The organism is uncultured Lamprocystis sp. (assembly GCF_903933125.1).
Taxonomy (GTDB): domain Bacteria; phylum Pseudomonadota; class Gammaproteobacteria; order Chromatiales; family Chromatiaceae; genus Thiodictyon.
The window spans coordinates 1-18,887 of the sequence record NZ_CAIZIZ010000079.1; the positions used below are offsets into that span (position 1 = coordinate 1).

The following is an 18,887-nucleotide window of genomic DNA, read 5'->3' on the forward strand; positions in this document are numbered from 1 at the left end:
ATTTATTTCAATAGCGAGTATAAACGTGTCCGTTAGAACATTTATAGTATAGAATCGGCGCACGATCATGTCTGTGAATTTTTGAATCCTCAACCGCGCATTGACATACAGGGCACTCTAGGCCATCTGGATGCAATATATCGACCAAAAAATCGTAGCATTTCTGTTCATCCAAAAGTTCGACGAGTGAAAAAATGAGCATGTGCGTGGAGCCAAAAAAATACTTCAGTATAAACTATCTCATTATCAACTATTATTGGCTAATAGTAAAGCATCACACATTTGGCCTCATGAGCCTGCAAACCATGCCGAAAATACTTTTTTCTCGCTACACTGTCGGCAGCCTGACGCTACCAAACCGCATCGTCATGGCCCCCATGAATCGCAACCGCGCCACCGATGCGGACTTGGCCCCGACCGCGATGACGGCAGAATACTATGCACAGCGCGCCTCAGCCGGCCTGATCGTTGCCGAGGGCACGCCGGTGTCGCCGCAGGCGCGTGGCTGCGCCCGCACGCCGGGGATCTACAACCAGGCCCAGATCGACGGTTGGAGACGGGTAACCAGGGCGGTCCATCGCGGTGGCGGCCGCATCTACCTGCAGCTCTGGCATGTCGGGCGCGTCGGCCACGGCGCTCTGCGAGCGGACGGCTCCCAGCCAGTGGGCCCGAGCACGGCCCGCCTGGAGAGCGACAGGGTACCGATTCTAAACGCGCGCAACGAATCGGTTCTCGTCCCCTGCGATGCGCCGCGTGCCCTTGAGACCGACGAGGTCAAGGCGGTCGTCGTCGATTTCGAGCGCGCTTCGCGCAATGCGGTCGCTGCCGAATTCGACGGCGTGGAGATCCACGCGGCGAACGGCTACCTGTTCGATCAGTTTCGCTGTCCGTACCTGAACGATCGCACCGACGAATTCGGCGGTAGCCTGGAAAACCGTTGGCGCGTCCTCCTGGAAACGGTGGTCGCCGCGGCCGATGCCATCGGCAGGGCGAGGGTCGGCGTGCGCATCTCACCGCTCGGCACGGCACATGAGATGCGCCCCGACCCGGATCCACTGGGCACCTTTGGCCACCTCGCCCGCGCGTTGGACCGTGTGGGCATCGGTTACCTGCACCTTTACGATCAGTCGGAGAGCTGGATCCACGATCAGCAAAGCCGCCTGCTGCGACACCTGCGGGGCTGTTTCCCCTCTACAATGATCCTGTGCGGCGGTTTCGACGTCCGGCGTGCGGAAGCGGCGCTGCAAACGGTCCGCGGCGACCTCGTCGCATTTGGCAAGCCGTTCATCTCCAACCCCGATCTCTTACAGCGGCTGCGCCTCGGCGCACCGCTCGCACCCTGGGATTCAAAGACCATCTACAAAGGCGGCGCCAAGGGTTACACGGATTACCCGACGCTGGACGAGGAGATCGCCGCGAGCGAGAACCACTGCGGCGGTTCCGAATCCTGCGTCTATCCTTGCGCGCACCGCGGGTTTCGGTAGCGCCGCTGCGGCCTAACCCCGCGCCCGGATTGTCCGCGGTAGAGGACGCTTTTCAGACTTGGCCCAGGCCCAACAGTCGTGTCATGAGGGGCCGTTTCGGCCCGGACACCGCTGCGGCGCGGCTCGGTGCGATAACTTGGGCTCTTGTGACACCAACAGCCGCGTCTTATTCGGTGGTGGGCGAGAAGAAACTGAACTGATTACGCCCTGCGCTTTTCGCAGTATACATCGCCTGATCCGCTTTTTTTATAAAGTCTTCAGCAGTGTTTGCATCCTGCGGAGAAAACGCTATCCCGATGCTGGCAGAAAAGCGTAACCGGCGCTTTGCACCAGCGAGCGGCTCGGCGCGCTCGCGCCGCCCAGAAACAACGTTATGCCTAGCAGCCCCTCGTTGCCCACCACGGATCCGATCACGGGCTGCTCCTCGCGCCGGCGCGCCTGCTCCTGCGCTTGGCGGCACACCGGATCGGAACTGCGGACTCTTGTTTGGAGACGCCTACCCATCTCCCGCAGCACCTAGTCACCGGCCAGGTGACTACATTATCGAAGAACGCCTCTTTCTTGACGCGTCGCCTGGGGGCACAATCGGCCTCTCTCACCAGTCGTCTGTCGCACCAGCGCCAAGGAGTTCCCCATGAAGGTCCCCGTCTGCGTCATCGTCGGTGCCGGCCCCGGCAACGGTGCCGCCTTCGCCCGCCAGTTCAGCCGCGCCGGCTACCGGGTCGCCCTGCTCGCCCGTGGGCGCGACAGTCTCGATGAATTGACCGCCGAGATCGCCGGCACCCGCGCCTATGGCTACGACGCCACCGACCCGGCCGACGCCGAGCGCGTTTTCGCCGCGATCCGCCAGGACCTGGGCACACCCCAGACCCTGATCTATAACGCCTCCACCCGTGAGTTCGGCGACATCGACGCCACCACGCCGGACGCGTTCGAGCGGGCCTGGAAGGTCAATACCTACGGCTGCCTGCTCGCCGCCCAACAGGTGGTCCCCGACATGCGCGCCGCCGGCCAGGGCAGCATCGTCATCATCGGCGCCACCGCCTCACTCAAAGGCGCCGCCGGCTTCGTCGCCTTCGCCTCCGCCAAGGCCGCTCAGCGCAGCCTGGCGCAGTCGCTCGCCCGCCAACTGGGTCCGCAGGGCATCCATGTGGCCTATGCGGTCATCGATGCCGTGGTCGACATGCCGGCCTCCCGTGCCATGATCCCGGACGCGCCGGACACCTTCTTCGCGCGCCCGGACGACATCGCCGAATCAGTCTTCTTCCTGGCCCGTCAACCACGCTCCGCCTGGACCTTCGAACTCGACCTGCGACCCTTTGGCGAGCATTGGTAGGCCCGATTGCGCCCCGCTTGACCAGACCAACAAAGGCGGCTCGGCCAGCGACGGTCTGTCCGCCACTGGAGATCGAGGCTTTAGCCGGTGGCCATTCCCGAGTTCTTGAAGAAAATCAGTGACGCCTGCACGCCCGACCGGCTAACGGCCATGGAAGGGACATCAAGCCGCCCCGGAAGATGAAAGTCCCTCGATCGGATCGGGGTGACGGGATTGCGCCCGTCACCCCTCCCACACCACCGGACATACGGTTTTCCGCATCCGGCGGTTGAGCCCAGCGGGCTTAGCCCGCGAGCGTCCACGGTAGAATCAGTCCGTAGCGACTAAGGGTGGCGGCCCGACGATCCGCTTGTTGATCTGGTCGCCGATGTCCGACTTGCCCTTGAGGGCGACCATGTCCTTGAAGCTCGCATCCGCGGGGATGGTGATCGGCGCGAAGGGCTGGCCGGCGTATTTGTCGCTAACGTACTTGATGAACAGCAGAACCAGGACGTAGTCCTTGTACTGGCTGGCGTCCATGCCGCCGCGCAGCTCGTCGCAACTGGACCAGAGGGAGGATTAAAGTTCGGACTTCTTCAGGGCCATGAAGAGGATTCTTGTGAGTTGAGCGCAGGCAGACTGAGGCCCGCGCGCCCGGCCGGGAGCGCCGCGGGACCACCAGGGGCGGGCGATGCGCCTGTAGCGGGTCAGCCAATCTTACGCTGAAGCCCCATCACCCTGCGTCCGTCCAGGCGGCCTCGATCAAGATGGCCACCTAGGCTCGCCGTGTGCGTAGTCAGGCCATCCTGGTCTGACACCGTCAGGGCTGGAAGCCCTGACTACGCACGCCGCTGGCCGGGATTACGATCAAGGCCCACACGGGCATCGATGATCAAGGCCGAGGTCGTCGATGCTCATCCCAGCGGCCAGCCATTCCAGAACCGTTTCGACCGGATAGCAACCCGCGAATACAGCGAAACGGGGCCAGGCTCCAATGGCACTGCGCGGCCCCGGTCAGCCGGACATGTTGGGCGAAGCGCGGGACGGGCCCTTTGTGGATGCCGAGGAATACTGCCGCCGTGCCCTGGCGCAAGGGCTGGAGCGGTGTCTGTTCGGCGGCGGGCGCGGCACCGTCCCGGCGGGGCTGATGGAGGAAATCCGCAGCCTCAGCCAACCGCCGATTCCCTGGGATGTGCGGCTGGCGGACTGGTTCGACGAGCGGTTTCCGCCGCCGGAAGTGCGCCGCAGCTACGCCCGACCCTCGCGCCGTCAGTCCGCCACCCCCGGCATCCCCCGGCCATCACCGCTCAAACCGCCGGAGGAGGAGCGCAAGAGCCGGGTCTTCGGCGTGGTGCTCGACACCTCCGGGTCGATGCCGCCGCAACTGCTGGGCAAGGCGCTGGGTGCCGTCGCAAGCTACAGTCTCGCTCATGACGTGTATGCAGTCCGCCTGGTGTGTTGTGATGCCGCCGCGTATGACAGCGGTTGGGTGGAGCCGGAACGCCTGCTGGAGCGCTTTACCCTGAAGGGTCGGGGCGGTACCGTGCTGCAACCGGGGGTCGACTGCCTCCGCCGCCTTGCCGAGCGCGGAGAGTTTCCCCGGCAGGGTCCGCTGTTGGTGATTACGGATGGAGATTGCGAAGACGCGGTGGACATTGCCTTCGACCACGCCTTCTTGCTGCCGGAGGGCCGGCGCCTGCCGTTCACGCCCAAGGGGGAGGTGTTTGCAGTAAAATGAAAGGATGATGACCCCCGAACACGACTGGAACCGTTTGGCCTGGTGGCAGTGGGCGGCCCCGCTGGGCGGTGCCATGCTCGTCGGTGCCAAGGCCGGCGGACTGCTGGCCTCCGGCAGTGCGCTCTTCATCGCCGCGGCGGTGGCCTTGCTGGGCGGCGCGGTGTTCGCGGCGGTGCACCATGCGGAGGTGCTGGCGGTGCGGATCGGCGAGCCCTTCGGCTCCATCCTCCTGGCCCTGGCCATCACGTGCAGACCTTCCGCCATCGCGCGGATTTCCTCATCGATGAGGGGGCGACCCTGCACGGCGCGCCGCCGACCAACCGCAGCACCCTCACCAGCGCACTCTTTCTGACGGTCAGCCTGGTGGTCGTAATTCTGCTGGCCAAGGCACTCTCGCCGGCCGTCGAAGCCGCGGTCGCGCAGGCCGGACTCCCGCAAACCGTCGTGGGCGTGGTGATCGCCATGGTGGTGTTGCTGCCCGAGGGGCTGACCGCCGTCAAGGCCGCCCGGCGCAACCGGCTGCAAACCAGCCTCAACGCCTCCCTGGGTTCCGCCCTGGCGAGCATCGGGCTGACCATCCCGATCGTCGGCGCCGTCTCGCTCTACCTCGACGTGCCCTTGGTCCTGGGGCTCCCGCCCGAGTCCACCGCCCTGCTCCTGCTGACCCTCTTTATCAGCACCATCACCTTCGCCACCGGCCGCACGACGATCCTGCAGGGTGGTGTGCATCTGGTCATCTTCGGTATTTTTGTGCTGTTGACGGCCGTGCCTTGACGGCCGTGCCTTGACGGCTGGGGCGGCCGCTTGGCAGGCGCCATCGTCCGTTGTCGAAGCCCATCAGGTGACCGGCGCCTTCGAGCAGGCCGGTCAACGGGTGGTCGAAGGCCAGCGCCTGCTCCAGGCAACCAGCGACGTCTTGCTCGGTTAGGCGCAATACCGTTCAATGGCACATAACAAGGCTCCTCAAGTCGTCACCAGACTTATACAGACAGTTCCCCGACGAGAACGCCGCGTGGCAGTACCGAAATCGCCATATGCTCCGCCACACTGTAAATGCGCCGCAGTTTGTCGAGTATTTCGACCTGCACGCGGTGCTTGAGCAGGCGTTCCGGGTCGTCCTGGGCGAGACGCGCGGCCTGTCGCTGGTACAACTCGGACGTGAGGCCCAGGATCACGTCGCGCTTCGCGATCACGGACTGCGCCGCCCTCTCGTCACCCGCCAGCAGTGCGCGTAGCGCCGCATGCGCCGACTCCTGGATCGTCTGAGACAGACGCTCAAACAGCGCAGTGGTCTCTGGCGAAGCGGCGATATTCGCCTCCTTCAGGGTCTGGGCTAGCGGTGCCAGTTCGCGGCTGATCGCCGCCCCCAAGTTCTCGATGTCGCCGGTAGCGGCAACCAGCCGTGCATGCTCGTCGGCTTCGGTATCGCTCAGCTCGCTACGCCCGACGTGCTGCAGGTAGGCGAGCACCGCCTCGCGCAGCACCACGACCTGGTCATACTGCTGCGAAAGTTCGCTGAGATCCCTGGCGGCGAAGGCCGACTTGACCTTGGCCAACATCGCTTCGGTCAGCTCGCCCATGTGCCCAAGCTCCATCCGCGCACGCTCCAAGGCCATCGATGGCACCCGGATCAATTCGTCGTCGAGATACCTGGGGCGGACGATCGCCCGCTCGGCAATCGCCCGGTCCGGGATAATCTTGATGGCCATCTTGGCAAACAACGCGGCGAACGGCAGGAAGATGACGGTATTGGCCGTGGCCCAGATCGTTGCGGCGTTGGCGATTTGGCGCGGCACCTCTTCGGCGAGCCGATCCACGCCCAGCAGGTGCGGGGCCACCGGCGAAACCAGCACGGCGAGCCCCGCGAGTTGAGCAATGAACGGCAGCCAGATCACGGCGCCCAACACATTGAACAGGACATGCACGGCGGCCGCGCGCTTGGCATCCTGCGGCTTGCCAATCGCGGCGAGTATCGCCGTGATCCCCGTGCCGATCTTGGCCCCGAACAAGATCGCGATACCGGCCGGCAGGGACAGCAGCCCCTGGGTCGCCATGACCACCGCCAGCCCGATGGTTGCCGAGGACGATTGCACCAGTGCCGTGAACGCCGCGCCGGCCAACATTCCCAGGACCGGGTTCTGCAAGGACTGCAGGAGTTCGGCAAAGCCCTCATGCGTGCGCAACGGCGACATGGCCGAGCCCATCACCGCCATGCCATAGAAGATCAGACCAAGTCCCATCAGCATGGCGCCATAGTGGCGAGCGACCCCCTTCGTCCACACGGCGGTCATCACAAACCCGATGGCGATCAGCGGATAGGCCAGGGCGGTGGTGTTGAACGCCACGATCTGCGCCGTCACCGTGGTGCCCACATTGGCCCCGAAGATCACCCCAACCGACTGCACCAGAGTCATGAGCCCGGCGCTGACGAAACCCACCACGAGTACCGTGGTTACCGATGACGACTGGATCACCGCCGTGACGATGGCGCCGGTGATGGCACCCAACACGGGGTTTCCGGTCAGCTTGGCCAGCAGCGTGTTCATCTGCTTGCCGGCGGCGGCCTTCAACCCGTCGGTCATCTTCTCCATGCCGTACAGGAACAGCGCCAGGCCGCCGAGCAGCTCGATAGTCATCGTCAAGGGGTCTAGTTCGGTCATGGTCAACCTCGCTGTTCTATGAGCAATGCCAGGACTTGCGCCTCGCATCAAGCTCGTGACCGGGGGCTGAACAAGTCCGCCGAATCCGCTTGCGGTCGTTCAGCTCGCGGGGAAAAATGCGGTCGGTGGCAGACACCAGAAGGTCGAGCGTACCACCCAAGACCACCACGCCCAAGCCATTGTTGCTGGATCGTATCGGGCGCTGCGCGCCAGGCATCCGGCGCCCACTGAGCGCCCCCGCCTCAAAAGAGCCCGGACAGGTCGGCGGTCTGCAAACCGGCCAGCGGCAGGGGGACCGCGCCGAGACCGCTCGGGGTCATGACATCGGCATAACCGTGCGGACCCGGTCGGCGGTGGATGGTCAGCCGCCGGCCGCCCAGGTCCACCAGCCAGGCCTCGGGGATGCCGGCGCGGGCATAGCGCGGCAACTTGACCTCGCGGTCGTAGCGCAGGCTGCCGTCGGCAACCTCGATCAGCAGCAGCACGTCGGCCCGTTCGGCACGCGCGCCGTCGATGCCGGGGCGCAGCAGGGCGATGTCGGGCCGGGGTTCGCAGTGGTCATCGAGCCCGATGGGCTCATGCAAGGCCACGACAGCGGACCGCTCGACGGCCTCCCGCAAGCGGTCGGCGATCAGCGCGGCACTGCCGGCATAGGGTTGACCGATCGGCGGCAGTTCGATGATCTCCCCATCGATCAACTCGGTGCGCAACTCGGGACCGAGGATGCCGAGCGCACCCATGCGGCGGTAGTCATCGACCGTCAGACGATGAACCCGGGCTCTGATCTCTGCGGTGGCGCTCATCGGACTTCACCATGTATCGCCGTCGGACGTGATAATCGGATGTCGGGGCGGGTTTCAAACCCGTCCCTACACAAGGGTCGGTCCGGATATCGGGTCCGAAGGCTTTAATGCGATTGCTGTGCTGCTCAGGTCTTGCCGTAGATCGCGTTGGGATCCTTGAGCACCGGCGCGATCTCGGCCCAGGCACCGTCACCGTCGAGTTGCCGATAAAAGCAGTTGTGTCGACCGGTGTGACAGGCGATGCCGCCGCGCTGCTCGACCTCGAGCAACACCACGTCGGCGTCGCAGTCGATGCGGATGCCGTGCACCACCTGCTGATGACCGGATTCCTCGCCCTTGTGCCACAGGCGCTTGCGTGAGCGCGACCAGTAGACGGCGTGGCCGGTCTCGCGGGTCAGGGTCAGTGATTCGCGATTCATCCAGGCCATCATCAGGATGGTGCCGGTGCCGGTCTCCTGGGCGATGGCGGGAACGAGTCCGTCGGCATCCCACTTGATGGCGTTGAGCCAGTCTTCGTTCATGCGTGTCTGTCCGTTTCAGGGGTTGGCGGCCGCGATCTCATCCGCCAGGCGCTGCCCGGCGGCGAAGTCCAGGGTGCCCTCGTAGATGGCGCGGCCGGTGATGGCGGCGACGATGCCGCGCTCGGCACCGCGGCTGGCGACCGCGGCCAGCGCGCGGATATCGTCGCTGTTGGTGATGCCGCCGGAGGCGATAATCGGGATGGCGACCGCCGCGGCCAGCGCGAGGGTGGCCGGGATGTTGGGACCGGTCATCATGCCGTCACGACCGATATCGGTATAGACGATGGCCGCAACCCCGTCGCCTTCAAAGCGTTTCGACAAGGACTCCACCCGATGGTCGGTGAGTTCGGCCCAGCCTTTGATGGCGACCTGGCCGTCTTTGGCGTCCAGGCCGACGATGATCCGGCCGGGAAAGGCGCGGCAGGCGCGAGCGACGAAGGCCGGCTCCTGCACCGCCTGGGTCCCCAGGATGCAGTAGCTCACCCCGGCCGCGAGATAGGCGGCGATGGTCGCCTCGTCGCGGATGCCGCCGCCGACCTGGATCGGCAGGTCGGGAAAGCGCGCCGCGATGGCGCGGATGGCGGCCCCGTTGACCGGCTCACCTGCGAAGGCGCCGTTGAGATCGACCAAATGCAGCCGCCGGGCGCCCTCCCCCACCCAGCGCGCGGCCTGCTCCACCGGATCGTCGGAGAAGATGGTCTCGTCCTCCATGCGGCCCTGGCGCAGCCGCACACAGCGGCCGTCCTTCAAGTCAATGGCGGGGATCAACAGCACTGGGACTCTCCCTTGAAGTCGGGGCGAAAGGCAAATCGGTTCATAACGGGGGTCACAAGGGCGGTCACAAGGCGCCCTTGGTCGACGGCATGATGCCGGCCATGCGGGGGTCCGGCTCCACCGCCATACGCAGCGCCCGGCCGAACGCCTTGAAGAGGGTCTCCGCCTGATGATGCGCATTGTCGCCGCGCAGGTTATCGAGGTGCAGGGTTAGACCCGCATGGTTGACCAGACCCTGGAAAAATTCATGGAAGAGGTCCACGTCGAAGGCGCCGATCATGGCGCGGGTGAAGTCGCAGTGGAAGGTCAAACCGGGCCGACCGGACAGGTCGATCACGACTCTGGATAGTGCTTCATCGAGCGGCACATAGGCATGGCCATAACGGCGAATGCCTTTTTTGTCCCCCAGGGCCTGCGCCAGCGCCTGACCCACCGTGATGCCGATATCCTCGGCGGTGTGGTGGGCGTCGATGTGCAGGTCACCGGTCGCGATAATGTCCAGATCGATCAGACCGTGGCGCGCCACCTGATCGAGCATGTGCTCCAGGAAGGGCAGACCGGTCTGGAGGCTGGAACGTCCGCTGCCGTCCAGGTCCAGGGCGACCCGAATTTGGGTCTCCAGGGTGTTGCGCTCAACGCGCGCGGTGCGGTGGCTGGTCTCGGTGGTCATGACGGCAAGGCTCGGCCTGGGCGCTGCGGAGGCGCGTAAGGCCGCTATTTAACCACAGCAGCGGAGACAGCCCTAGTCGAGGCCGCTGGACAGTCACTCCGCCGGCGGCGCGGTCTCAATGCCTTCGGCCGCCACCACCTTCGCCAGGGCGTCCTCCATCGTGGCCCGGGCATAGGCGGTCGCAGCGTGCAGGTAGGCATGCAGAGCGGCGTCATCGGCGTGCCGGACCTCGCACTCCTCACTGTAAGCCTCGAAGGCGGACAGGGCCGACACCAGGTCCACCAGATGGTGCGGGCACTCGCAGCGCACGGTCGGTGAGGCCATCGCGATGCAGGCCAACTGGGCGTCGCCAAAGCGCCGGGCCGGGATCGGCTGGGACAGATCGACATCCAGACCGGCGGTGCCATCGGCCCGACGCTGCGCACTCCCCGACTGACCAGCCTGGCCCTGATGCAAGGCGATACACCAGCGCCGCAATTCGGCGAGTTCGAGCGGCGCCCGTTTGGTCGTGATATGCCGCGCTTCGAGGCGATCAAGGGTCCCGCGCGAGGCGAAGTGATAGACCAGCAGCGCCCGGGTGGCCCCGGACTGGGCCAGCAGATGGCCGATCTCGCGCACCTGATCCGCATGCACCGTGGGATATTCCAGGAGCAGCAAGTCCGGGGCATCCACGCTGATCCCGGCCAGCAGGGCTTCCGGCCGCTCGAACAGGCCCAGGATCTCCACCCCCGCGAGATCAAGGTCCCCGCCCCGCAGTCGGCCCGCCAGTCCCGCTCCCATGACAGCGATCTTGCAGGGCCGCTCCCAGGCCGGCTCAGGGGTCGACAGGTCCGCCCCGCTTACCCGCTCACGCAGTTGGGCGAGACTCAGTGAAGCGACGCTGCTGATGGCATCGCCCCGCTCCACCAGACGCTTGATCAGGGTCAGGCGGCCCACATCCTCCGCGGCATAGAGTCGCGTTCCGGCCTCCGAGCGGATGGGTGTGACCACGTTGTAGCGGCGTTCCCACACCCGCAGCGTATCAGCCGGCACCCCGGTCAACCGCGAGACCGTGCCGATCCGATAGGTCGGCGAATGTTGCGTATCCTTCTCAGTCAATCGGCCAGCCCCTGGTGTGCATGATTCTGTGGCCCAATATTCGGCTAGATGTCCAAGCCTTGTCTAGGCATTTGTCGGACAACCGATCGGACAATGGGTCGGACACTCCGGAAGACGCGTAATCAGCGAGATATTCGCGCGCCGCGTTTTGCAGTAGGATCGCGATCTTCCGCGCACACGCCCGCGCGGCTTCCATGACGAACCGTCCGTGACCTTCGACCCTTTGACTTGGGAGATACACCGTTGCTTAAATTCACCGCCCTGCGTCTCGCTCTGCCGGCCCTGATGGCCGGTCTGCTGTCCGCAAATACGACCGTCAGCGCCGAAGAGACCGTGCATCTGTACAACTGGAATGATTATTTCGCCGAGGACACCCTGGCCAAGTTCCAGGAACGCACCGGCATCCGGCCGGTCCTGGACCTCTACGACGCCAACGATGTGCTGGAAGCCAAACTGTTCGCCGGCAGCAGCGGCTATGATGTGGTGTTCCCCACCGCGCGGCCGTTCGGCGCGCGCCAGATTCAGGCCGGGATTTACCAACCGGTCGACAAGTCCAAGCTGCCGGGCCTGGCGAAACTGGACCCGGCGGTCTACGCCACGCTGCAGGACATCGACCCGGACAACAAGTACCTGGTGCCCTACCTGTGGGGCACCACCGGCCTGGGTGTCAACGTCGCGAAGGTGAAGGAGGCCATGGGCGCGGACGCCGCGACCGACACCTGGGCCATCGTCTTCGACCCCAAGCAGGCCGCCAAACTCAAAGAGTGCGGCATCAGCATGCTCGATGATGCGACCGAGGCCTTTTCCGCCGCCCTCGCCTATCTCGGCAAAGACCCGAACAGCCGTTCGGACAAGGACCTGGAAGCCGCGGCGCAGGTCCTGAAAGACGCGCGTCCGAACATCCGCTACTTCCATTCGTCCCAGTACATCAGCGACCTGGCCAATGGTGACCTCTGTGTTGCCCATGGTTACTCCGGGGACATCCTCCAGGCCAAGAGCCGGGCGGAAGAGGCCAAGAAGGGCGTCGAGGTCGGCTACCGCATTCCGCGGGAAGGGGCGGTGCTGTGGACCGACGTGATGGCGATCCCCAAGGATGCGCCGAACCCGGCGGCGGCCAACGCCTTCATCGCCTATGTCCTGGAGCCGCCGGTGGTGGCCGACATCTCCGACTATGTGATGTACGCCAACCCCAACCTGGAAGCCACGCCACTGCTCGACGAGGCGGTGCGCACCGATCCCGGCGTCTATCCGTCGGAGGACGTGAAGAAGAAGTTGTTCGTCCTCAAGACCCCCAGCGACAAGGAACAGCGCAAACTAAACAACCTGTGGACGCGGATCAAGGCCGAGCGCTGATTCGACAGGAACCGGAAGTACTATGGCGAACCCCGCGGAACGGCGAAAACTGGAACCCTGGCAGGACCCCAAGGCCGCACCCTATGTGCGAATCGACCATGTCACCAAGAAGTTCGGTGACGTCTACGCGGTCGATGATGTGTCGCTGGACATTTTTCAGGGCGAGTTCTTCTCGCTTCTGGGGAGTTCCGGCTGCGGCAAATCCACCCTGCTGCGCATGCTGGCGGGGCTGGAGCGCCCTTCGGCCGGGCGTATCTATATCGACGGAGCCGATGTGACCGATATCCCGGCCTATTCCCGGCCGGTCAACATGATGTTCCAGTCCTATGCCCTGTTCCCCCACATGACGGTGGAGCAGAACGTGGAGTTTGGCCTGAAACAAGACCGCATGCCGCGCAAGGAACGCGCGGAGCGGGTCGGCGAAATGCTGGCGCTGCTCCAGATCTCGGAACTGCGCCGGCGTAAACCGGATCAGTTGTCCGGCGGCCAACGCCAGCGCGTCGCGCTGGCACGCACCCTGGCCAAACACCCCAAACTTCTGCTCCTCGATGAACCTTTGGGTGCACTGGACAAGCGCCTGCGCGAGAGCGCGCAATTCGAATTGGTAAACCTCCAGGAGCGCATCGGCATCACCTTCGTGACCGTCACCCACGATCAGGAAGAGGCGATGACCATGTCCACGCGCATCGCGGTCATGAATGCCGGCCAGATCCTGCAAGTGGACACCCCCACGGCCATCTATGAATATCCCGAGTACCGCTTCGTCGCCGATTTCATCGGCCTCGTAAACCTGTTCGACGGCCGAGTGGTGGAGACGCAGGACGATCAGGTGCTGATCGAGTCCAGCCTGGGTCGGCGAATGCACATGCGCGATCTGCACCCCCATGCCATCGGCACCCCGGTGACGGTCGCGATCCGTCCGGAGAAACTGCAAATCTGCGCGACCTATCAAGAGAATGGAATCAATCAGGTCAAAGGGGTCGTCGAAGACATCGCCTACCTGGGCGACGTGTCCATCTACCGCGTGCGGGTGAGTCCGGAAATGCTGGTTGAGATGACCCTGACCAATGTCCACCCGCGCACCGAGCAAGCCCTGACCTGGGGACAAGAGGTCGCGATGGAGTGGTCACCCACCAGCGGCGTGGTCCTGACGGAGTAAGGCGAATTGCTCGCGCACAAGAAGCATCTCACGCCAAGGCGCCACGACGCCAAGGGAAGAACGCTATGATTCAGGAGCTTTTCAAGCGGCTGCACCTGCGCGACCGGCAACTGGCGCGGGTCGTGAACATCGGCACGCCCTATCTGTGGCTGGGGCTGTTCTTTCTGGCACCCTTCGCCATCGTCCTGCACATCAGCCTGGCGGAGACCGCGCTCGCCCAACCCCCTTACACCAGTCTGTGGGAATGGGTCGACGAGGGCGTGCTGCAGGTGCGGCTCAACCTCCATAACTTCGTCACGGTCTTCACTGACGAGCTCTATCTGGCCGCTTTCCTCAATTCGCTCTGGGTCGCCCTGGTCTGTACCATTCTGTGCCTGCTGATCGGCTACCCCATGGCCTATGCGATCGCCACCGCGCCGGAGCGGCGGCGGGTCATCCTGCTGATGTTGATCATCCTGCCGTTCTGGACCTCGTTCCTGATCCGCGTCTATGCCTGGATCGGCATCCTGAAGCCGAACGGTCTGCTGAATAATCTGCTGCTGTCGCTCGGACTCATCGATCAGCCCCTGACCATCCTGCACACTCAGACCGCGATCTATATCGGGGTGGTCTACTCCTACCTGCCCTTTATGATCCTGCCGCTCTTCGCCAACCTCACGCGGCTCGATTTCAGTCTGCTGGAGGCGGCGGCCGACCTGGGATGCCGACCCTTTAAGGCCTTCCTGAAGGTTACGCTGCCGTTGTCGCTACCCGGTATCGTCGCCGGCTCCATGCTGGTCTTCATCCCGGTGGTGGGCGAGTTCGTGATCCCCGATCTGTTGGGCGGCCCCGACAGCCTCATGATCGGCAAGATGCTCTGGACCGAATTTTTCAGCAATAAGGACTGGCCGCTCGCCGCCGCGCTCGCCATCTGCCTGCTCGGCGTGCTGGTCGTTCCCTTTGTCATGATGCAGCGCCTGGAGCACCGCATCGGAGGCGATGAGCTATGAACCGCAGCCGCTGGAAGCTGTATTTGTTCCTGGCGGTGGGGCTCGCCTTCCTCTATATCCCGGTCCTGCTGCTGGTGATCTATTCGTTCAACGAATCCCGGCTGGTGACCGTGTGGTCCGGCTTCTCCACCAAGTGGTATGGGGAACTGCTGCACAACCGGCAACTGCTGGACGCGGCCTGGCTGTCGGTGCGCATCGCCGCCACCAATGCCACCTTCGCGGTGATCTTGGGAACGCTCGCCGCCAACGCCCTGGTGCGGCATGGCAACTTCCGCGGCCGGACCGGCTTCCAACTCCTGCTGGCCGCACCGCTGGTCATGCCCGAAGTCATCACCGGCCTGTCGCTCTTGCTGCTTTTCGTCACCATGGAGCACACGGTGGGCTGGCCGGCCGGGCGCGGCTTCACCACCATCACCATCGCCCATATCACTTTCAGCACCGCCTTCGTGGCCGTGGTCGTACGCTCGCGCCTGTCGCAGATGGACCGCTCCCTGGAGGAGGCGGCGATGGATCTCGGCGCGCGCCCGCTGCGGGTCTATATGAGCATCACCCTGCCGCTGATCGCCCCGGCGCTGCTCTCCGGCTGGCTGCTGGCCTTTACACTGTCATTGGACGACCTGGTGATCTCGAGCTTTGTCGCCGGCCCCGGCTCCACCACGCTGCCGATGGTGGTTTATTCCAGCGTCCGCATGGGGGTCTCACCGCAGATCAATGCGCTGGCCTCGATCGTGGTCTTGATTGTCTCGGTAGCGGTCCTGGTCGCCGGGCTGTTGTCCATGCGGCAGCAGCCGGCGGCCAAGGCGAACTGACCGCAGGAGTCCAAGGCTTTACCGTGAAAGTCGTGCAGCGACCCGGTGGGAGCGGCGTCCCGCCGCGACGGGGCCTGGCGCGCAGCCGCGGCGTTCAAGGTCACCGCGGCACCGTATCGCGGCGGGACGCCGCTCCCACGGGGGACTTTCATCTTCCGGGCTGGCTGATGTTCCTTCCATGGCCGTTAGCCTTGGATTGACGTTTCGCGTGTTCTAGCCGAGGTGCAGGTGATACGTTGCGCCCCTCAGGCCCGCACCCCACAACTGGCACCGCCCGTTGACATCTCAGGAGAACGTCCATGAACTATGTATTTGGTGTACTCCTGCCCTGCAATCTGGTGGTTCGGGAAGTCTCCGCCGAACGGACCGCGGTGGATTTCATGGACCCGATCACGGTCCTGGGGCTGGCCGAAGATGCTGCGACCAACGAAGTAGCCGCCGAGGCGCGCGTCATCCTTGACCGCGTCGTCGCCCGGCTCGGCGGCTGACCCTCAACCGCATTCCCGCATCACCCGCGCCAGGGTCTCGCCCAGGACGCGGGGTTTCACCGGCTTGGTGATGACGTCATCCATGCCGGCCTCCAGGCACAGTTGGCGATCGGATTCCAGCGCGTGGGCGGTCATCGCGATGATGGGCAGGTGCCCTAAACCACCGACCGTTTGCAGTTGCCCCGCCTCCTCCGCCGCGCGGATGCGCCGCGTGGCTTCCAGGCCGTCCATCTCGGGCATCTGGATGTCCATCAGCACCAATCGATAGGTCTCGCGGCCCACCGCCGCCACGGCCAGGGCGCCGTTGTCCACCGCATCCACCTGGTAGCCCAGCTTATCGAGCATCGCGAGCGCCACCTTCTGATTGATCTTATTGTCCTCCACCAGGAGGATCGACGCGCGCTCGTGGTCCGGCACCGGGACTGCGACCGGATCCGCCGGCGGCGCCTCCGGACGACGCAGGCCGAGGGCCTCCAGCAGAGCCGCCCGATGGACCGGCAGGGTCAGGACGCGCACCGGGATGGCTTCGTCCAACCGCAGGTCGCGACGCCGGGACTGCGCCACCAGGACCAACATCCGGAGCGGGTGTTGCCAGGGCTGCTCTGGTAATAACTCCAGTAGCCGGTCAGCCTCGCCCGCCGGTTCCCGCAGAATGATGACGACGTGCTGATAAGGCTCATCGCGATCTTCCGCCAGCAGCAGTTCATCCATGGCGCCGGCGACATCGTCCATTGCGACCGCCGGGATCGCCTCATAGGCGAGGGTCTCGATGACCGCTTCGCGTGAACCGGCCAGCGTGTCCATGATCAGAACCCGCGCTCCGGCGACCGGCGGCGGCATCGCCGGACGCACGCCCGTGGCCGGCCGACCCGGCAACTCGAACCAAAAACGCGAGCCCTCCCCTTCCCGACTCTCCATGCCGATGGTTCCACCCATCAGGTCCACCAATGCCCGGCAGATGGCGAGCCCCAGGCCGGTACCACCATAACGGCGGGTGAACGACGTATCGACCTGCGAGAATGACTGGAACAGGAGGCCCTGGCGATCCGGGGCGATGCCGATGCCGGTATCCCGGACCTCAAAGCGCAGCCGCGGCGCGTCGCCGGCAGCGGGCGAGAGGCTCACCCGCACTTCCACCTCCCCCCGCTCGGTGAACTTCACCGCATTGCCGATCAGATTGATCAGCACCTGGCGCAGCCGTCCGGAGTCCGCGTGCAGCCAATCGGGCACCCGCCGGTCACAGATGCAGGCAAAGCTCAATTCCCGGCCTTCAACCTTGTCGGCGAACATGTCCGCCAGCTCCTCCATCAGGTCGCGTAGACTGAAGTCCGACGCGGTCAGGCTGAGTTTGCCGGCCTCGACCTTCGAGTAATCCAGGATGTCGTCGATCACGTTGAGCAGGGCGTCTGCCGAGTTGCGGACCACGTTGACATATTCCTGCTGCTCCTGGTTCATGCGCGTTTCCAGCAGCAAATTCGTCATACCCACGACACCGTTCATCGGAGTGCGGATCTCGTGACTCATGTTGGCGAGGAACTCGCTTTTCGCCCGGTTGGCGGACTCGGCGGCCTCTTTGGCGTCGCGCAGTTCGCTCTCCACGCGCTGCCGCTCACGAATCTCCTGTTCCAGTTGCAGGTTTTTTTCCTGCACCGCCCGCTCCCGCAGCCCGCTCTCGCGCAGGTGCGCCTGCAACGCCACCGCGCGGATATTGAGCCGCAAGATGAGAAAAACCCCGAGCAGCACCACCACCGCCAGGCTGGCCATGCCGAAGAACAGGTGCCAGGGCTCCAGCCGGCCGTGAAGACGGACCGCGGACATGATATCGAACAGTACGAAGTCGGTATTGGGGACCAGCCGGGCCAACGCAATCATGCGCTCACCCTCGCCCGTCGGGCCGTCCCTGAACTCGAACACCTTCCCGTCCGCCAGGTCAGGCGTCAGCACGAGACGGCTCAACTCGGGGTTCAGGGCACCGCCCAAGCCCTGCAGGGTGCCATTGGCGATGGTCGCCACCGAGGTATCGTCGCCGTTCCGACCCAGGTTGAGGACCTCGCGAACCACCAGACCGGCATCGAGAAAGGCGAGGAGCTGGCCCGCATAAACACCTTTGAACTCATGGGCGAGTGACACCACCAGCGTCTGTCCGTCGTCCAGCACCTGAATGTCCCCATGCTGGTGTTCAGGGCTGAGCAAGGACTTCCAGGAGCGCTCGGGCGGGTCACCCGCACCCTGATCGACAGCGTCGACCAACACCTCGCCGGACTCATCGAGCAGGACCAGCCGCTGGTAGACCGCGCGACCACCGATGCGTTTACGATCGATCAGTTCGGAAAACCGGGTGTTGATGGGAACCAGACTCTGGCTGAGCCCATAGCGCATACTCATCCCCAGCGCCCGATTCTCGAAGAATCCGGCCACCTCGCGGGACAGGGCCAGATTGGCCAGATCGTCGCGCCGTTCGCTGAAGAAATACTGAAGCGCCGCCACGCGGCGCCCGCTCTCCAGGCGCCGCTGCTCCCCCATCGTCTGGCGCAAGTTGGTGGCTGACCAGTAGTTGGCCACCAGGAGAAAACCGACATAGAGCGTCAGGACGACACTGATCAGGATCGTGGCAACGCCATACCTGGGTCTCAGGTGACTCAACGGACCCCGCAACTTGGGCTCGTACATACTCGTTGTCGCACTCCGGCACGAATGGCTGTTCGTCGTCGCTGGACGCGGGGCTAGCGCTGGCGCCGCGTCGGGCCGGCATCCACCCGTGAATGCCGGGGGGCGGCCTGCGATAAGAGGCTAAAGCATAACCTCAAGCGGCGTCGATCAGGTGCCGGATTGGCGGATTGGCGGATTCTTTCCCCTCAGGGCGTGACACGCTGAGACGAATCCGTGTTCACGGGACGCGGGCGGACGAGGGAGCGAGACGGACAACCGAAAACCGGAACGGGGCCTTAAGGCGATTTCCGAAGAACTTCGTACCACGCGGGCTTGGCCTTGATCATAATTCCGGCCATCGGTCGTTGCGGCAGCCC

At 64.6% G+C, this 18,887-nt stretch carries 20 protein-coding genes and 1 pseudogene; 11 read left to right on the top strand and 10 right to left on the bottom strand.

The genetic code is table 11. The features are described from left to right. Positions 1 to 7: 7 nt before the first annotated feature. A complete protein-coding gene (locus tag QZY03_RS31955; protein WP_366935560.1) occupies positions 8 to 202 on the bottom strand; it encodes a transposase in 195 nt (64 codons plus the stop codon). 88 nt (positions 203 to 290) lie between these two features. Here QZY03_RS31955 and QZY03_RS03300 point away from each other — a divergent pair, with 88 nt between their 5' ends. Next, positions 291 to 1,484, top strand: a complete 1,194-nt coding sequence (locus QZY03_RS03300) for an alkene reductase (RefSeq protein ID WP_295578298.1) — start codon at positions 291 to 293, stop codon at positions 1,482 to 1,484. Between the two features lie 166 nt (positions 1,485 to 1,650). Here the strand turns inward: QZY03_RS03300 and QZY03_RS31960 are convergent, their stop codons facing one another. Further along, on the bottom strand, positions 1,651 to 1,944 hold the full coding sequence (locus QZY03_RS31960) for a diguanylate cyclase (protein WP_363169540.1): 294 nt from the start codon (positions 1,942 to 1,944) through the stop codon (positions 1,651 to 1,653). A gap of 174 nt (positions 1,945 to 2,118) precedes the next feature. On the opposite strand from QZY03_RS31960, the gene QZY03_RS03310 reads away from it, so the two are divergent. After that, positions 2,119 to 2,820, top strand: a complete 702-nt coding sequence (locus QZY03_RS03310; RefSeq protein WP_295578300.1) for an SDR family NAD(P)-dependent oxidoreductase — start codon at positions 2,119 to 2,121, stop codon at positions 2,818 to 2,820. Between the two features lie 336 nt (positions 2,821 to 3,156). Here QZY03_RS03310 and QZY03_RS03315 read toward each other — a convergent pair. After that, positions 3,157 to 3,405: pseudogene (locus QZY03_RS03315) on the bottom strand (type I restriction-modification system subunit M N-terminal domain-containing protein); the annotation flags it as partial. Positions 3,406 to 3,793: 388 nt separating this feature from the next. On the opposite strand from QZY03_RS03315, the gene QZY03_RS03320 reads away from it, so the two are divergent. The 4 genes from QZY03_RS03320 to QZY03_RS03335 are packed head-to-tail and all read left to right on the top strand — an operon-like array spanning position 3,794 to position 5,465. Beyond that, on the top strand, positions 3,794 to 4,537 hold the full coding sequence (locus QZY03_RS03320; protein WP_295578302.1) for a hypothetical protein: 744 nt from the start codon (positions 3,794 to 3,796) through the stop codon (positions 4,535 to 4,537). A gap of 4 nt (positions 4,538 to 4,541) precedes the next feature. Continuing rightward, a complete protein-coding gene (locus QZY03_RS03325; protein WP_295578305.1) occupies positions 4,542 to 4,889 on the top strand; it encodes a hypothetical protein in 348 nt (115 codons plus the stop codon). After that, on the top strand, positions 4,784 to 5,311 hold the full coding sequence (locus QZY03_RS03330) for a hypothetical protein (protein ID WP_295578307.1): 528 nt from the start codon (positions 4,784 to 4,786) through the stop codon (positions 5,309 to 5,311). Before QZY03_RS03325 ends, QZY03_RS03330 begins: the two co-directional genes overlap by 106 nt. Before the next feature lie 10 nt (positions 5,312 to 5,321). Continuing rightward, positions 5,322 to 5,465, top strand: a complete 144-nt coding sequence (locus QZY03_RS03335; RefSeq protein ID WP_295578309.1) for a DUF2252 family protein — start codon at positions 5,322 to 5,324, stop codon at positions 5,463 to 5,465. A 52-nt stretch (positions 5,466 to 5,517) separates the two neighbouring features. Here the strand turns inward: QZY03_RS03335 and QZY03_RS03340 are convergent, their stop codons facing one another. From QZY03_RS03340 to QZY03_RS03365, 6 genes are all read right to left on the bottom strand, one after another. Further along, positions 5,518 to 7,197, bottom strand: coding sequence for a Na/Pi cotransporter family protein (locus QZY03_RS03340; protein WP_295578311.1), 1,680 nt, complete (start codon positions 7,195 to 7,197; stop codon positions 5,518 to 5,520). 242 nt (positions 7,198 to 7,439) lie between these two features. Then, positions 7,440 to 8,000 (bottom strand): Uma2 family endonuclease, encoded by a 561-nt coding sequence (locus QZY03_RS03345; protein WP_295578314.1) that lies wholly within the window; start codon positions 7,998 to 8,000, stop codon positions 7,440 to 7,442. Between the two features lie 125 nt (positions 8,001 to 8,125). Further along, a complete protein-coding gene (hisI, locus tag QZY03_RS03350) occupies positions 8,126 to 8,521 on the bottom strand; it encodes a phosphoribosyl-AMP cyclohydrolase (protein ID WP_020508490.1) in 396 nt (131 codons plus the stop codon). A 15-nt stretch (positions 8,522 to 8,536) separates the two neighbouring features. Next, positions 8,537 to 9,295 carry a 1-(5-phosphoribosyl)-5-[(5-phosphoribosylamino)methylideneamino]imidazole-4-carboxamide isomerase gene (hisA, locus tag QZY03_RS03355; protein ID WP_295578320.1) on the bottom strand — a complete coding sequence of 253 codons (759 nt, stop codon included), beginning with the start codon at positions 9,293 to 9,295 and terminating at the stop codon, positions 8,537 to 8,539. Between the two features lie 64 nt (positions 9,296 to 9,359). Beyond that, positions 9,360 to 9,965, bottom strand: a complete 606-nt coding sequence (gene hisB, locus QZY03_RS03360) for an imidazoleglycerol-phosphate dehydratase HisB (protein WP_295578322.1) — start codon at positions 9,963 to 9,965, stop codon at positions 9,360 to 9,362. A gap of 93 nt (positions 9,966 to 10,058) precedes the next feature. After that, complete coding sequence (locus QZY03_RS03365; RefSeq protein WP_295578324.1) at positions 10,059 to 11,063, bottom strand: MerR family transcriptional regulator; 1,005 nt, start codon at positions 11,061 to 11,063, stop codon at positions 10,059 to 10,061. Between the two features lie 243 nt (positions 11,064 to 11,306). Here QZY03_RS03365 and QZY03_RS03370 point away from each other — a divergent pair, with 243 nt between their 5' ends. From QZY03_RS03370 to QZY03_RS03390, 5 genes are all read left to right on the top strand, one after another. After that, on the top strand, positions 11,307 to 12,416 hold the full coding sequence (locus QZY03_RS03370) for a polyamine ABC transporter substrate-binding protein (RefSeq protein WP_295578326.1): 1,110 nt from the start codon (positions 11,307 to 11,309) through the stop codon (positions 12,414 to 12,416). A 22-nt stretch (positions 12,417 to 12,438) separates the two neighbouring features. Further along, positions 12,439 to 13,575, top strand: a complete 1,137-nt coding sequence (locus tag QZY03_RS03375; RefSeq protein ID WP_295578328.1) for a polyamine ABC transporter ATP-binding protein — start codon at positions 12,439 to 12,441, stop codon at positions 13,573 to 13,575. A 65-nt stretch (positions 13,576 to 13,640) separates the two neighbouring features. Next, entirely contained in the window at positions 13,641 to 14,564 is a 924-nt protein-coding gene (locus QZY03_RS03380) for an ABC transporter permease subunit (protein WP_295578330.1), read from the top strand. Continuing rightward, positions 14,561 to 15,373, top strand: coding sequence for an ABC transporter permease subunit (locus tag QZY03_RS03385; protein ID WP_295578332.1), 813 nt, complete (start codon positions 14,561 to 14,563; stop codon positions 15,371 to 15,373). The genes QZY03_RS03380 and QZY03_RS03385 overlap by 4 nt, the downstream gene beginning before the upstream one ends. Positions 15,374 to 15,672: 299 nt before the next feature. Next, positions 15,673 to 15,861: a DUF302 domain-containing protein gene (locus tag QZY03_RS03390; protein ID WP_295578334.1), complete on the top strand. Its 189-nt coding sequence runs from the start codon at positions 15,673 to 15,675 to the stop codon at positions 15,859 to 15,861. 3 nt (positions 15,862 to 15,864) lie between these two features. Here the strand turns inward: QZY03_RS03390 and QZY03_RS03395 are convergent, their stop codons facing one another. After that, entirely contained in the window at positions 15,865 to 18,531 is a 2,667-nt protein-coding gene (locus QZY03_RS03395) for an ATP-binding protein (RefSeq protein WP_295578336.1), read from the bottom strand. Positions 18,532 to 18,887 lie beyond the last annotated feature (356 nt).